General features: G+C 54.3%; 15 protein-coding genes. 6 read left to right on the top strand and 9 right to left on the bottom strand.

Annotated elements, in window-relative coordinates; genetic code table 11:
- Positions 1-25: 25 nt before the first annotated feature.
- Complete coding sequence (locus HKD42_RS04530) at positions 26-793, top strand: TSUP family transporter (protein ID WP_170010699.1); 768 nt, start codon at positions 26-28, stop codon at positions 791-793.
- Here HKD42_RS04530 and HKD42_RS04525 read toward each other — a convergent pair.
- The 7 genes from HKD42_RS04525 to HKD42_RS04495 form a co-directional block, all read right to left on the bottom strand.
- Entirely contained in the window at positions 790-1,560 is a 771-nt protein-coding gene (locus HKD42_RS04525) for an ABC transporter permease (RefSeq protein ID WP_170010697.1), read from the bottom strand. The two genes, HKD42_RS04530 and HKD42_RS04525, sit on opposite strands and share 4 nt — an antisense overlap.
- Positions 1,557-2,501 (bottom strand): ABC transporter ATP-binding protein, encoded by a 945-nt coding sequence (locus HKD42_RS04520; protein WP_170010695.1) that lies wholly within the window; start codon positions 2,499-2,501, stop codon positions 1,557-1,559. Before HKD42_RS04520 ends, HKD42_RS04525 begins: the two co-directional genes overlap by 4 nt.
- A 47-nt stretch (positions 2,502-2,548) precedes the next feature.
- On the bottom strand, positions 2,549-3,577 hold the full coding sequence (gene queA, locus HKD42_RS04515) for a tRNA preQ1(34) S-adenosylmethionine ribosyltransferase-isomerase QueA (RefSeq protein ID WP_170010693.1): 1,029 nt from the start codon (positions 3,575-3,577) through the stop codon (positions 2,549-2,551).
- Between the two features lie 32 nt (positions 3,578-3,609).
- Positions 3,610-4,302, bottom strand: a complete 693-nt coding sequence (locus tag HKD42_RS04510; protein ID WP_170010691.1) for a peptidylprolyl isomerase — start codon at positions 4,300-4,302, stop codon at positions 3,610-3,612.
- A gap of 93 nt (positions 4,303-4,395) precedes the next feature.
- The gene (gene coaD, locus HKD42_RS04505; RefSeq protein WP_170010689.1) at positions 4,396-4,908 is read right to left on the bottom strand and encodes a pantetheine-phosphate adenylyltransferase; all 513 of its coding nucleotides are present in this window, start codon (positions 4,906-4,908) and stop codon (positions 4,396-4,398) included.
- The gene (locus tag HKD42_RS04500) at positions 4,905-5,822 is read right to left on the bottom strand and encodes a polyprenyl synthetase family protein (protein WP_425500362.1); all 918 of its coding nucleotides are present in this window, start codon (positions 5,820-5,822) and stop codon (positions 4,905-4,907) included. Before HKD42_RS04500 ends, coaD begins: the two co-directional genes overlap by 4 nt.
- Positions 5,815-6,066 carry an exodeoxyribonuclease VII small subunit gene (locus HKD42_RS04495; protein ID WP_170010685.1) on the bottom strand — a complete coding sequence of 84 codons (252 nt, stop codon included), beginning with the start codon at positions 6,064-6,066 and terminating at the stop codon, positions 5,815-5,817. Before HKD42_RS04495 ends, HKD42_RS04500 begins: the two co-directional genes overlap by 8 nt.
- A gap of 79 nt (positions 6,067-6,145) precedes the next feature.
- On the opposite strand from HKD42_RS04495, the gene HKD42_RS04490 reads away from it, so the two are divergent.
- Both HKD42_RS04490 and purL read left to right on the top strand, forming a co-directional pair.
- Complete coding sequence (locus HKD42_RS04490) at positions 6,146-6,826, top strand: hypothetical protein (RefSeq protein WP_170010683.1); 681 nt, start codon at positions 6,146-6,148, stop codon at positions 6,824-6,826.
- Positions 6,827-6,835: 9 nt separating this feature from the next.
- Complete coding sequence (purL, locus tag HKD42_RS04485) at positions 6,836-9,166, top strand: phosphoribosylformylglycinamidine synthase subunit PurL (protein ID WP_170010681.1); 2,331 nt, start codon at positions 6,836-6,838, stop codon at positions 9,164-9,166.
- A gap of 64 nt (positions 9,167-9,230) precedes the next feature.
- Here purL and HKD42_RS04480 read toward each other — a convergent pair whose 3' ends face one another.
- Positions 9,231-10,037: a Coq4 family protein gene (locus tag HKD42_RS04480; protein WP_170010679.1), complete on the bottom strand. Its 807-nt coding sequence runs from the start codon at positions 10,035-10,037 to the stop codon at positions 9,231-9,233.
- A gap of 104 nt (positions 10,038-10,141) precedes the next feature.
- On the opposite strand from HKD42_RS04480, the gene HKD42_RS04475 reads away from it, so the two are divergent.
- Complete coding sequence (locus tag HKD42_RS04475) at positions 10,142-10,828, top strand: nitroreductase family protein (RefSeq protein WP_170010677.1); 687 nt, start codon at positions 10,142-10,144, stop codon at positions 10,826-10,828.
- A 24-nt stretch (positions 10,829-10,852) separates the two neighbouring features.
- Here HKD42_RS04475 and serB read toward each other — a convergent pair whose 3' ends face one another.
- Positions 10,853-11,731, bottom strand: coding sequence for a phosphoserine phosphatase SerB (serB, locus tag HKD42_RS04470; RefSeq protein WP_343042179.1), 879 nt, complete (start codon positions 11,729-11,731; stop codon positions 10,853-10,855).
- Here serB and miaA point away from each other — a divergent pair.
- Together miaA and ilvB are read left to right on the top strand one after the other, a co-directional pair.
- On the top strand, positions 11,724-12,680 hold the full coding sequence (gene miaA / locus HKD42_RS04465; protein WP_170010673.1) for a tRNA (adenosine(37)-N6)-dimethylallyltransferase MiaA: 957 nt from the start codon (positions 11,724-11,726) through the stop codon (positions 12,678-12,680). The genes serB and miaA overlap by 8 nt on opposite strands.
- A 103-nt stretch (positions 12,681-12,783) precedes the next feature.
- Complete coding sequence (ilvB, locus tag HKD42_RS04460; protein WP_170010671.1) at positions 12,784-14,535, top strand: biosynthetic-type acetolactate synthase large subunit; 1,752 nt, start codon at positions 12,784-12,786, stop codon at positions 14,533-14,535.
- Positions 14,536-14,543: the final 8 nt, after the last annotated feature.

Below are 14,543 nucleotides of genomic sequence, written 5' to 3'. Positions count from 1 at the left end.
AAATGTCACAACCACAGCGAATGTCATGTTAGAGAGTTTGACACCCGAAATATGGCTGCTCGTGGCCATGTTTGGCGTCGCGGTTTTGGCCGGTTTTATTGACTCCATCGCAGGCGGTGGCGGATTGGTCATGATGCCTGCGCTGCTGGCGGCAGGTTTGCCGCCCCATCTCGCAATAGGGACAAACAAGCTACAGTCTTTGTTCGGGACCAGCATGTCGTGCTGGAATTATTGGAAAGGCGGTTTGGTTGATGTGCGCGGTAATCTGCCGCTAGTCGCGCTGGTCTTTTGCGGTTCTGTCTTGGGCGCGGTTTTGGTTCAGCAAGTCGATGCCGGTGTTCTGCGCTATATCGTTCCGGTATTTCTCATTGGCATGGCCGCCTATGTCATCCTGTCGCCGCGAATGACGGATGAGGACGCGCAGGAGCGGCTTTCTCGCAAAGGCTACGCGCCAGTCGCAGGTTCTATTGCATTTTACGACGGGTTCTTTGGGCCGGGGACAGGCCAATTTTTCACCACCAGCCTTGTTGGCCTGCGTGGTCATGGCCTAACCCGTGCGACAGGCAACGCCAAATTACTTAATGCGACAACCAACTGGGCAGCGGTTTTGATCTTCGCCGTTGGCGGAAAAGTGGTTTGGATCTTGGGTTTTACAATGGCCGCAGGGGCGATGCTGGGCGGGTATATAGGGTCACATTTCGCCATGCGTCACGGGGCCAAAATTATCCGGCCACTTATGATTGTCGCGTCTCTTGGTCTGACGGCCAAAATCGTCTGGGATATGCTTGCCTAATCCCGCAGCCGCCAACCTGTTTTGAAGATATAGGCGATAATACCCACGCACAGTATTAGGAAGCCGATGGTCATTCCAAATGACACCCAGATATTGACGTCTGAAGTGCCATAGAAGGTCCAACGCAAACCGCTCACCAAATATACGATTGGGTTGAACAGAGCGATTGTGTCCCACGGTTTTGGTAGCATATCTATCGAGTAGAACGTGCCGCCCAAAAAGGTCAGCGGCAGCAAGAACAGCTGCGGGATGATTCCTAATTTCTCGAAACTGTCCGCCCATACCCCCAGAATGAAACCGAACAGGGAGAAACTGGCTGCAACCAGCATGATATATCCGATGGCCAGAACTGGATGAGCAATGGAATAATCGACAAATAATGTGGCCGTCAGCAAAATTATCGACGCGAGTATCAGCGATTTCGTTGCGGCGGCTCCGACAAAACCAACCAGTGTTTCCGCCACGCCAACGGGGGCGGAAAGGAGCTCGTAAATTGTACCTGTGAAGCGCGGCATATAGATCCCGAAACTGGCGTTGGATGTGCTTTCGCTAAGCAAGGTAAGCAACAGCAAACCCGGTACGATGAACGCTCCATAGCCTACTCCGCCGAGATCCGGCATACGTTCACCGATGGCTGCCCCAAACACGATAAAATAAAGCGATGTCGTAAGCACAGGTGCAAGAATCGACTGAAAGGCGGTGCGCAATGCCCGCATTAGCTCACGTGTATAGATCGCCCACGTGCTTCGGACATTGAACCCGATCATGCGGTTTCCCCTTCGCTGTGTTCGACCAGATCAACAAAAATATCCTCAAGGCTGGATTCGTGGACATCAATCCCGTCATAATCGATCCCGGCCAATGTCAGCGCTTTGGTGATCGCCGCAACGTCAGCTTTACCCTTCCCGCTTCCGTCACCCCCTCGATAGCACAACTCGGTTCCATCATCAGACAAGGTAATCGGATAATCGGCGAAACTGCTGGGTAATTCTGCAATAGGCCTTACCAGCGAAATCACCGCTTCTGTCCGGCCGAGACGCGCCATCATCGCCGCTTTGTCATCAACCATCAGGATCTTGCCTTGCCGAATGACCCCTACCCGATCGGCCATCTCTTCTGCTTCTTCGATATAATGCGTAGTCAGAATAATCGTGACCCCGCGCTCTCTCATTGCGCCGATCAATTTCCACATATCGCGCCGCAATTCGACATCGACGCCCGCAGTCGGCTCATCAAGAAATAGCAAATCCGGCTCATGGGCCAGCGCCTTGGCAATCAGAACCCTGCGCTTCATCCCGCCAGACAATGCCCGGATTTGCTCTTTCCGCTTGTCCCACAGACTCAGCGAACGCAGTATTTCTTCAATCCGGGCTGGATCAGACGGCAAGCCAAACAGACCGCGGGAGTATGCGACGAAGCGCCCGACTTCCTCAAACATATCAGTTGCCAGTTCTTGGGGAACAAGACCGATCTTTGCCCGCGCGCTACGCCAGTTTTTGGTCAAGTCCTGACCAAACGCCTTAATCGTCCCGCCATTGGTTCTCACCAAACCGCAAACCGCCCCGATCAGCGTAGTCTTGCCCGCGCCATTAGGGCCCAAGAGGGCGAAAATTTCCCCTCTTTTGATAGTCAGTTGTACATCGTCCAAAGCCTTGAGGCCGCCAGCGTAAATTTTGGTCAGCCCGTCGATTTCTAAGATTGGTTCCATTGGCAGGCTATGCGCTCAGAAAGGTGCCACTGCCAAGCAATTCTTACTCAGGGTAAAAGAAGTGAGGAATCGCCATAGCTGTAGAAACGGTATTCCTGCAAAACAGCGTGGTCGTAGACTTCCTTCATCCGGTCAATGCCGATCAAGGCACTGACCAACATCATCAATGTGGATTTCGGCAAGTGAAAATTGGTCATCAACCCGTCCACCGCGTTAAACTGGTACCCTGGCGTGATGAAAATGTCGGTATCCCCGTCAAAGGGTCTGACTTGCCCATCCGCAGAGCTCGCGCTTTCCAACAATCTGAGGCTGGTCGTGCCCACGGCAATGATCCGTCCCCCTGCCTGCCGAATGGCATTCAAGCGATCAGCGGTCGCAGCATCAATCCTGCCCCATTCCGAATGCATTTGATGATCTTCGGTGTCATCGGCCTTAACTGGCAGAAACGTACCGGCCCCGACATGCAGTGTCAGGGTTTCACGGAGAATGCCGCGCTGATCGAGTGCTTCTAATAGACGGTCAGTAAAGTGCAAAGCCGCTGTGGGCGCAGCGACGGCTCCGTCTTCTTTGGCAAAGATGGTTTGGTAATCCGCCTTGTCTTGATCATCCGCAGATCGTTTGCCCGCAATATAGGGCGGCAGCGGTATCCTGCCTGCCCGTTCCAATAATACCTCAACGGGTTCATCACCATCGAAGTACAGGGTGAAGCTGCCATCTTCATGACGTGTTTCTGCCAACGCGGTCACGCCGTTTGCGAATGTGATCGTGTCGTTCGGCTTAAGCCGTTTGGCGTTGCGGATAAATGCCTGCCAACGGCGCAAATCGACCCGTTTGTGCAATGTGGCGCCGATACGCGCATTGCCGCGCGTTCCTTCCAACTGTGCCGGGATAACGCGTGTATCGTTAAAAACGAGCACATCGCCCGGATTCAGCAATTGCGGCAGATCGAGCACTGTCTTGTCGGCTAGCGGTTCCCCCGCCTTTGCCAGCAGCATCCGCGCGCTATCCCGCGGCGCTGCGGGCCGAAGCGCAATCAATTCCTGCGGCAGGTCAAAATCGAACAGATCAACACGCATCTGTCGATGCTCCTGCTAAATGCTGGATTGAATTACTGGCCAATCGGCGCGTTGAGAGCGTCTGCACTGATCACGGGCTCAGCCGAGACGGCAGGCGGAGCCGCTACTGGAACTGGTTTGTTATCAGAACCAATGGAAGCCTGAAGAATCCGTGTCGGGTTCGCAGGCGGCTCACCCCGATTGATCGCATCAACCGCATCCATGCCGGAAATCACCCGGCCAAAATTTGTGTATTCTTCATCCAGACTGAAACGCGGGTAAAAGACGATAAAGAACTGGCTGTTTGCGCTGTCTTCCGAATTTGCACCCCGTGCCATTGCCACCGTCCCGCGCAGATGCGGAAATGGATTAAACTCTTGTTTAAGATCGGGAAGCTCCGAGCTGCCGCGCCCGGTGCCGGTGGGGTCACCAGTCTGCGCCATAAACCCTTCGATTACCCGGTGAAAAATAACCCCGTCATAAAACCCCTGCCGTGACAAGGTTTTGATCCGCTCCACGTGATTGGGTGCCCAGCTGGGCATCAAGCGGATTTGCACCCGTTTGCCATTGGACAAATCGAGCACCAGAATATTCTCACGATCTTCGGCGACATTATAGTTGATCGGCATATACCGGCGTGGTTCGCTGGTTTCTGGCGCAGCCTCGGCAGCATCCTGTGCAGCCGCTCCCATTGGCGAGAGAGCCATCGTAAACATCGCACCAGCGGCGATAAGGCGTCCAAACATAAAGATCCTGTCAAACAAACGTATATGGAAATTGTGACGAATGGCTTAGCCGCCCGCTGCTGTCACTTCAATGAATGATCCAGACGGCGTGGGTTAGTAATCACCCATCCGGCCGACTTTCTCGACGCGGGCCACCACATCATCGCGCACATCCGCGCTCACAAACGGCGTAACATCACCGCCAAACAGCGCGATTTCTTTGACCAGCTTCGAAGCTATCGGCTGCAATGAGACATCGGCCATCAAAAATACGGTCTCAATGTTCGCATCGATCTGCTGGTTCATACCGGCCATTTGGTATTCATATTCAAAATCAGCAACCGCTCGCAAACCACGCACAATAACGCTGGCCCCTTGTGCCTTGGCGAACTTCATCAGCAAGGCATTAAAGCCGACAATCTCAACGTTATCCAACCCTAAGTTGGCGACCTCGCGTTTAACCATCGCCAGGCGTTCTTCGGTTGAAAACATCGGGTTCTTGGACGGGTTGGTCGTGACCCCGATGATCAACCGATCAACCAGTTTGGATCCGCGGCGGATGATATCCGCGTGGCCTAGAGTGATGGGATCGAATGTGCCCGGATACACACCAATACGCTCGTTCATCTATCCCTCTCCACAATATAGCGCGCAAGATCACATAACAGCGCGGCATCATCCCCAAATGAAGACAAGCGGGCGGTCGCTTGTTCGACCAACGCTTTTGCTTGGTCTCTGGCCCCGTCTGGTCCCATCAAAGTCACAAAAGTCTGTTTGCCTTGCTCATCATCTTTTCGCAAAGCTTTACCCGCCTTGGTCTCGTCACCTTCATGATCCAGCAAGTCATCAGCAATTTGAAATGCCAGGCCGATATCCCGGGCATAGGCACGCAGATTGGCCCGGCCCTCTATCGGAACCTTACCCAAAATTGCGCCCATCTCTACAGATGCAGCCAATAACGCGCCGGTCTTGAGCTGTTGAAGCCGGGTGATAGCGTGCAGATCATACGCTGCATGGTCTGCCTCCATATCCATCATCTGGCCGCCAGCCATACCGTTCATTCCGCTCGCATTGGCAAGCGTCGCAACCAGTTCCGCGCGAACAAATGGATCGCCGTAAATCGCTTCGTCAGACAGAATCTCAAACGCCAGCGCATGAAGCGAGTCGCCTGCCAACACAGCAGTCGCCTCGTCAAAATGCTTGTGCAAAGTTGGCTTGCCATGGCGCAAATCATCATCGTCCATGCACGGCAAATCATCATGGATCAGCGAATAGACATGTATCGCCTCGATTGCGCATCCGGCCTGAACAGCAGCGGTCCGATCTACGCCGAAAAGATCAGCTGTGGCAGACAGCAATAATGGCCGAACCCGCTTTCCCCCGCCAATTGCGGCGTAACGCATGGCTTCAACAAGTCTGCCTCTTGTGTCGTCCGGTACAGGAAGCAACGCATCAAATGCCGCATCCACCTCTGACTGGATTGCGGCAAGTCCACTAGCCAAGCGGCTATCAGTACTCGCAACCACGCTCATATCAGGCATCCGTATCGAATGGCGCAGTGCCTACTGCGCGTCCGTCCGGGGCTTGCACGATCTTTTCTATCTTGGCTTGGGCGGCATCCAATCGGGCCTGACAATGCTGGCGAAGCTTTTCGCCTTGCTCGTACAGATTGATCGAATCATCGAGCGGCACCTCGCCGCTTTCGAGCCGCCGAACAACATCCTCCAAGGCGCGCAGAGCGTCTTCAAACGTCATTTCAGCGATGTTGGGGTTTGCGTCTGCCATAATGATGATGCAATGACGCTCACGGATGGCTGGGTCAAGGATACTCGGCCACAGGGGCAAAAAAGCAGGGGTATATCGAATGTTCATCGGCCATTGGGCACCGGCTTTCGCCGCGGCTGCGGTTTCTAAGCGGTCACCAAAATTGGGGACATTGTTCATCGCTGCACAATTGGTCGATTGGGGATTCTTTCTATTCGCTACAGTAGGCCTGGAGCGTATGCGGATCGAGCCCGGAGCAACTGCCATGAACCCCCTCGATCTATATCATATGCCTTATACCCACAGTCTGCTGGGCAGCGCTGTTTGGGCGTTGGGGTTTGTTGCCGTGTTGCTGCTCCTGAAACGTGAACTGGTCACCGCGCTGATCGGCGGGGCCGTCGTTCTGTCCCATTGGTTTGTAGATTTGCTGGTTCACCGCCCAGATTTGACGATGGCTGGCGGTGAAACCCGTTATGGAATGGGACTTTGGAACCATCCAGCGATCGCCATTAGCTTAGAATTGGGGATAACCTTGGCCGCTTTCCTGTGGTATGTGAGCAAATCCAAGGGGCCACTATTGCCGCCTTGGATCCTGTTGGGCTTCCTGCTGCTGGTTCAAGCTATCAACTGGTTTGGCCCGGAACCAACCGAAGCTGGCCTTGCCCTATACCTCACAGCACTCGCTTCGTTCGGAATTGCGGCGTGGATTGCATCTTGGGTGGGGACAAGTAGGCGTCACATAGATGATCGGGGGCTAGCAGGCGGCGGACCTCGGCGCTAAACGCTCTCCATGGCTGAATCATCTGAGCAAATCACTCCCGAAGTCGTCGAATCCCACGGCTTCAGCCCTGAAGAATATGAGCAGGTGCTCAAATCGCTTGGCCGCGAACCAAACATGGTCGAGCTGGGTATCTTCTCTGTCATGTGGTCAGAGCATTGCTCCTACAAATCTTCTCGCTTTCATCTCAAGAAGCTGCCGACCGAGGCACCTTGGGTAATTTGCGGCCCGGGCGAGAATGCCGGTGTTATCGATATTGGTGATGGCCAAGCTGCCATTTTCAAAATGGAGAGTCACAACCATCCGTCCTATATCGAGCCTTATCAAGGTGCTGCGACAGGGGTTGGCGGAATTCTGCGCGATGTGTTCACCATGGGTGCGCGCCCGGTAGCCAATATGAACGCGCTACGGTTCGGCTCACCAGAACACCCCAAGATGAAGCATCTCGTCAAAGGGGTCGTTGCGGGCATTGGCGGATATGGAAACTGCGTAGGCGTCCCCACAGTCGGCGGCGAAACCAATTTCCACCCAGCCTATGATGGCAATATCCTCGTGAATGCGATGACCGTTGGTGTCGCTGAACAGGATAAGATTTTCTACAGTGCGGCAACTGGCATCGGCAACCCTATCGTCTATGTCGGTTCGAAAACCGGGCGTGACGGTATCCATGGCGCAACCATGGCCAGCGCTGATTTCGGTGATGATATCGAGGAAAAACGCCCAACAGTTCAAGTCGGCGATCCCTTCGTTGAAAAACTGCTGATCGAGGCCTGCCTGGAGCTGATGGCGACCGATGCGATTGTTGCCATCCAAGACATGGGTGCAGCTGGCCTGACATCCTCAAGTGTCGAAATGGCTACGAATGGCAAAACCGGCATCCGGCTCGACATGAACAAAGTCCCCTGCCGTGAAGAGGGTATGACCCCTTACGAAATGATGCTGAGCGAAAGCCAAGAGCGGATGCTGATGGTCTTGAAGCCTGGTAAGGAGGCAATGGCCGCAGAGATTTTCAAGAAGTGGGAATTGGATTTCGCCGTCATTGGTGAAGTCACCGATACCCGTCACATGGTGCTGGAATTTGATGGCGACGTGGTTTGCGACATCCCGCTTGGTCCGCTTGCGTCAGATGCCCCTGAATATGAACGCCCCTATATTTCCAAAGACGAATATAAGGCGTGGGCTGGCATATCATCTGTCGACAAAGTTGAGGCGAGCCAAGATTTGGGGGCCGAATTGCTGCATTTGCTGGGCACACCAGCCCTCGCTTCTCGCCGTTGGATCTGGGAACAGTATGACAGCCAAGTTGGCGCAGACACGCTCCAAAAATCAGGCGGTGATGCCTCTGTTGTGCGGGTTCATGGTACTGAAAAAGCGCTGGCGATAAGCACCGATTGCAATCCGCGCTATTGTTACGCTGACCCTTATGAAGGCGGCAAGCACGCTGTTGCTGAGGCATACCGCAATCTCTGCGCGGTTGGTGCAACGCCTCTATCGGTCACAAACTGCCTGAACTTTGGCAATCCCCAGCGGCCGGAAATTATGGCCCAATTTGTTGGCTGCCTTGATGGCATGGGTGAGGCCTGTCGTTCGCTCGATTTCCCAATCGTGAGCGGCAACGTGTCTCTATATAATGAGAGCAAGGCCACTGGCGGTGGCAGCGCAATCTTTCCCACCCCTGCAATTGGCGGGGTTGGCTTGATGGATGATCACGATGTGATGGCAACCATCGCCTTTAAAGACGAAGGGCAAGCTATCATCGTCCTTGGTGGCTTTACCGATAATGGCGACGCGCTCTGGAATGCCAAGGCCGGAGAGCCGGATCTCGCAGCAATGCGCGCGGAAGGTAGCATCGGGGCAATCGGATCGCATCTCGGCCAGTCAACTTGGCTTCGGGAAATACGCGGGCTTGAAGATGGCGCGCCTCCACCGGTTGATCTTGCGACGGAACGCAAAGTTGGTGAGTTCGTGCGCGATCTCATAACATCTTATCGGTGCAATACTGTGCATGACATATCCGATGGCGGAGCCGCAGTTGCGATTGCCGAAATGGCGATGGCGGGCGGGATTGGTGCCAATGTCCACACGCTTGGCGATAGTATTCTGGATATGTTCGGCGAAGATCAAAGCCGCTACATCATCTGCCTGCCGATTACAGAGCGTGACGAATGGGAAGCATTCCAGGCGGAATGCAGCGAAGCAGGAATCAGTGCTGACTGGATAGGCTTCACTGGCGGCGACAGGTTCACGTGGAAAGACGATGAAGATGCCGTCGTACTGGATATTCCCGTGCAGGAACTGAGCAAAGCCAATGAAAGCTTCTTCAAAGATTGGATGGAAGACTAATAAGTCGTCGCCGCTTGTAGGCAGAGCGGCTCAGCGCGAGATTGATGATCAGGACGGAGCTACGTCAGGCAGCGCAACATTCCGGCTGTTCCAGTGGAATGTTACCGGGGTCTTGCACTGATAGCCCTTCCGCTTCGAAAGTGCGCAAGCATTCCCGATATAGCTCGGGCTTGCCAATGCCCAGCATCTCGCGTGCCTCCTCCAGCGGTAATTGCATGAGTTTTTCAACATCCTGATGCGCCAATTTCGCGGCAGCAGCACCAAGACGTTGGCCTTCGCGGACAGCGGCAAACACTGGTGCGGAAGTTCGCGAATCCTTCTTAAGTTGACGGGCACCGGCATAAGCGATGAATTGGACCCCGCGATTATGGTTTTGGGCGTAACTGAACCCTAACAGGCACAATTCGCCAAGCGCATCCCGGCCATATCCTGAAAGGACATGGAACAGATCATGCGTGTCGCGCAGCCGATCAAAATACCATTCATACAGGTCGTTTAGGCGCTCTTCCTTGGATTGCCATTTATAGGACTCTTCGACCAGACCCGCTGCCGTTAGCCCCTCGCGCCGCATGAACCGAACATAGTGCTGAGCCAGACTGTCATCAGCGGCCCCTGCCCAATTGTCATGATTGTCGAGCATGGATGGCAAATCACGATCAGCCACCAGCAATGCACGGCCTTCCGACGATTGTACAAAATCCGCCGCCTGTTTGGCGCTTTTACGACCCTTAAACGCCTCGATAATGTGAAAAACCTGCTCGGTGTCTTCTTTATCGGCCACCAATTGACGGAAATGCTGGATCGCCTTGATCGGCTGGAAACCAGTAAGTTCCCGTTTTGGGTGTTTCAGTGGCAGGTCAATCGCAGACATTATCATTGCTCCTTGAACCTCTTTCTGCACACTACTTACATTGATGTCAATAAGGTTTGGTAAAGGGCCTTCCATCGCACGGTGAAATACCCGATATCCCAAACATGAAACAGCACGACTCCGTCCCGTACAGCCTTCCCACAATCGATGACGCAGAGCGAATTCGCCGCGCACAGGCATTTCGGGAGAGCTTGTCTTCCAGACGGTCATGTCGGTACTTCTCCGACGCAGCTGTCCCCAAGGAAATCATTGAAGCGGCTATTTTGGCAGGCGGCAGCGCGCCGAACGGTGCCAATCATCAGCCATGGCACTTTGCTGTGGTCTCCTCGCCGGACATCAAGAAATCCATCAGAACTGCCGCTGAGGACGAGGAGCGCGAATTCTACGGAGCAGACACGGGCAAAGCCAAAGCCAGCGACGAATGGCTTGGCGCTCTCGATCCTCTTGGAACTGACGAGCAAAAACCATTCTTGGAAACCGCACCATGGCTGATCGTGGTGTTCGCCCAACGTAAGGGCGGGATTGAAGAAGACGGCAAAACCCAAAATTATTATGTCAATGAAAGCGTTGGGTTGGCGTGCGGAATGCTGATCACCACGCTGCATGAAGCTGGGTTGGCGACTTTAACACACACCCCTTCCCCGATGGGTTTTCTTCGCGATATTTGTGGCCGCCCACCAGAGGAAAAGCCGGTGATGATCATCGTGGTTGGTCATCCAGCGAAGGATGCGACGGTTCCGACCCATGCCCTGCGAAAGAAACCGCTTACGCAAATATCTAGCTGGCTCTGATTACTTGGCTAATTACTGGGCTAATTACTGGACCCAATCGCTTTCCGGGATGCCCAAAAGCTCCAGAACTGATGTCAGGCTGCCCTCGTCTATCCAGCCTGATGCAGCCGCTCTCGCTTTGGGTTTGGCTTTGTACGCTATGCCATAATTAGCTGCTTCAAGCATCGGAATGTCATTGGCTCCATCTCCGCTGGCCAGAACGGTGCAATCGGAAATTTTCGCCTGCTCCTCGCGCAGAACCGCCAATTTGGTCGAGCTGTCCACAATCGGCCCTTCAACTTCACCCGTCAATTTACCGCCAGCCACTGCCAAGCGATTACCGACCACGTGTTCGAAGCCCAGCTGCTCAGCCACGGGATCGGCAAAATGGTGGAAGCCGCCTGTAACGAGCACGGTCTGGCACCCTTTACTCTTCAGAGTCTGCACCAACATTCTGGCTCCTGGCATAGGGCTTATGCGCTGTTCTAAACACTCACTGATGGCCGTTTCCGGCAATCCTTTGAGCAGTGAGACTCGCTCCTTCAGCGCATCTTCAAAGTCCAGTTCCCCTTGCATCGCGCGCTCGGTGATGGCGGAGACTTTCTCCTTCAACCCAGCAAAATCGGCCAATTCGTCGATACATTCTTGTTCAATCATGGTGGAATCCATGTCGGATATGAACAGGTTGGGCAGATCGATTTCATGATCCGCGATCATTCCGACAGGCGCTGCAAAATGGCGCTCCAAGATCTCACGAAAAGCAACCCGGTCGGCGCCTTCAGCCGAAATTTGCGCGACCTTCTCGCCCAGCTCCAGGAACCCTAAGCGCCCAGCCTTGATCCCGGCGAGAGCAAGCTCTTCCGATACTGCACGATAACGCGTTTTCACTTCGTCAACGTCTGCTATTAGCCGAGCGATGAGCACAAACAGTTCTCCTGATTCCAATGGCAAGCCGCCGCTCGCGCTCATTGCAGGGCCAACGGCCAGCGGCAAGACCGATATTGCGGTGCGGTTGGCTTTGGCGTTCGCAAAGCGAGGGCGCAATGCGGCAATCATCAATTGCGACAGCGCCCAGGTTTATAGTGATCTCTCAACGCTAAGCGCACGCCCCACACCGGCCGAAATGAAGAGTATTCCGCATCATCTGTTCGGTGAATGGGATGGCGCTGCCGCATGCTCAACCGCCGATTGGGCAAATGCAGCGAAGCAAACAATCGCCGATATGCACCGGATTGGAACCATGCCCATTCTTGTTGGCGGCACCGGCCTGTATATGCGGACATTGCTGGATGGTATCTCCCCCATCCCCGCAATTGATCCAGATATCCGAGCAGAAATCCGCGCAATGGAACAAAGCGCTGCCCGGCAAGCCTTGGAAACCGAAGATCCGGAAGCCGCTGGCCGGTTGGCGCCAGCAGATACCACCCGCACAGCTCGCGCGCTGGAAGTCATGCGATCCACCGGAAAACCAATGTGGCAATGGCATGGAAAGCACGAGGGAGGGATTGGAGACAAGATCCAGCTCCATCCGCTTGTGCTGGTCCCAGAGCGTGAGGCACTTTATAATCGATGTGACGCACGTTTTGAGTGGATGCTGGATAATGGTGCTGTGGAGGAAGCCGAGGCACTTGCAGCCCGCAATCTCAACCCTGAATTACCTGTCATGAGAGCGATCGGGGTGCGTGAGATCATAGGCTGGTTGAAAGGTGAAGTATCGCGCGATGAAATGATTGCACGTGGACAGATGTCGACGAGGCAATATGCAAAGCGGCAATACACATGGTTTCGCAATCAACCACCTGATTGGTGGCATCGCGCACAACCTGAAAATTTTGATTTGAATGCTCATTTTGAATTAATATTTCAAAACTAATGCTTGACGAGAGTTAATTGTTACGTAAAGCGACCCGGCATTATGCAGACTCCGCCATGCGGATTTGCAGAGCCGGTTCATTGGCAGATAATAGGAAACGACAGTGACACAGCAGGAGCGCAGCGGCGCATCCATTTTGGTTGATAGTTTGGTTCAACAGGAGGTCGAATTTATCTTCGGCTATCCTGGCGGTGCCGTTCTGCCAATTTATGACGAACTGTTCGACAATCCGCGCATTCGCCACATTCTTGTTCGGCACGAGGCGGGTGCCGCCCACGCCGCAGAAGGTTATGCCCGCTCGACTGGCAAGCCGGGCGTAGTGCTTGTCACATCTGGGCCCGGTGCAACCAATGCTGTTACCGGCATTGCAGACGCTTATCTGGATTCCATTCCGTTGGTTGTCATCACGGGCCAAGTTCCGACGGCGCTCATCGGTACCGACGCATTCCAAGAAGCCGACACGATCGGGATCACACGGCATTGTACGAAGCACAACTACCTTGTCAAAGACCCGTCAGAGCTGCAAGCCACCATCGCTGAGGCGTTTCGGATTGCCACAACTGGTCGGCCCGGCCCTGTCCTGATCGACATTCCCAAAGACGTGCAAATTGCGTTGGCTGAATGGGATAATTCCCCCGAAGAACTCCCCTCGACCAAGCGGTACCGCCCGCGCACGGAAGGTAAAGCTGACGCTATCCAGCAAGCGATCGCGCTGCTTGAAAAGGCAGAGCGGCCAATATTGTACACGGGCGGCGGTGTGATTAATTCCGGTCCGGAAGCGACAGCCCTGCTGCGGGAATTGCAAAGCTTAACCGGCGCTCCTGTTACATCAACTTTGATGGGGCTTGGCGCCTTCCCTGCCCAGCATGATGACTGGCTGGGTATGCTGGGGATGCACGGGACGTACGAAGCCAACATGGCGATGAACCGCTGTGATCTGATGATCTGTGTAGGTGCACGTTTCGATGATCGGGTCACTGGCCGCCTTGACGCGTTCTCACCAGATTCCAAGAAAATTCACATCGATATTGACCGGGCCTCTATCAACAAAACTGTACCGGTTGACCTGCCGATCATCGGTGATTGCGGTACTGTGCTGCGCCAGCTGATTGATGCCTGGGGCAGTAAGCCGGCCAATGATCTAACCGAATGGAAAGCACGGATTGATGGCTGGCGTGCGCGTAAAAGCCTCGCCTACCCTGACAGCGACAGCGAGATCATGCCGCAAAAAGCGGTCGAGCGATTGTTTGAGTTAACGCGAAAGCGCAATCCGATCATCACGACAGAGGTCGGCCAACATCAGATGTGGGCCGCGCAATATTTCCATTTCTTCGATCCGAACAAGTGGCTGACCAGCGGCGGCTTGGGCACGATGGGCTACGGGCTGCCTGCAGCCATTGGCGCACAGCTTGGCAATCCGGATGATCTGGTGATCGACATTGCTGGTGAAGCATCGATCCAAATGAACATTCAGGAACTGGGCACCGCCAGTCAGTACCGCTTGCCGGTGAAAGTGTTCATTTTGAACAACGAATATATGGGCATGGTTCGCCAATGGCAGGAACTGACTTATGAAAGCCGGTATTCCAACAGCTATTCAGATAGCCTGCCGGACTTTGTTGCCCTGGCCGAGGCTTATGGCTGGAAGGGCATTCGTATTCACAACGAAAGCGAGCTTGATGCAGGTATCGAGGCGATGATGGCACATGACGGGCCGGTAATCGTCGATTGCCAAGTGTCGAAAGATGCCAATTGCTATCCGATGATCCCAAGCGGTGCGGCGCATACTGATATGCTGTTATATGGTGATCAAGTTGCTGGCACGATGGACGATGAAGCAAAGGCCTTGGTGTAAGGGACGCG

Source organism: Pontixanthobacter rizhaonensis, assembly GCF_012972675.1.
In the GTDB taxonomy this organism is placed as follows: Bacteria; Pseudomonadota; Alphaproteobacteria; order Sphingomonadales; family Sphingomonadaceae; genus Pontixanthobacter; species Pontixanthobacter rizhaonensis.
The sequence above is the reverse complement of the archived record's forward strand: the minus strand, read 5'-3'. Positions and strand labels throughout refer to the sequence as shown.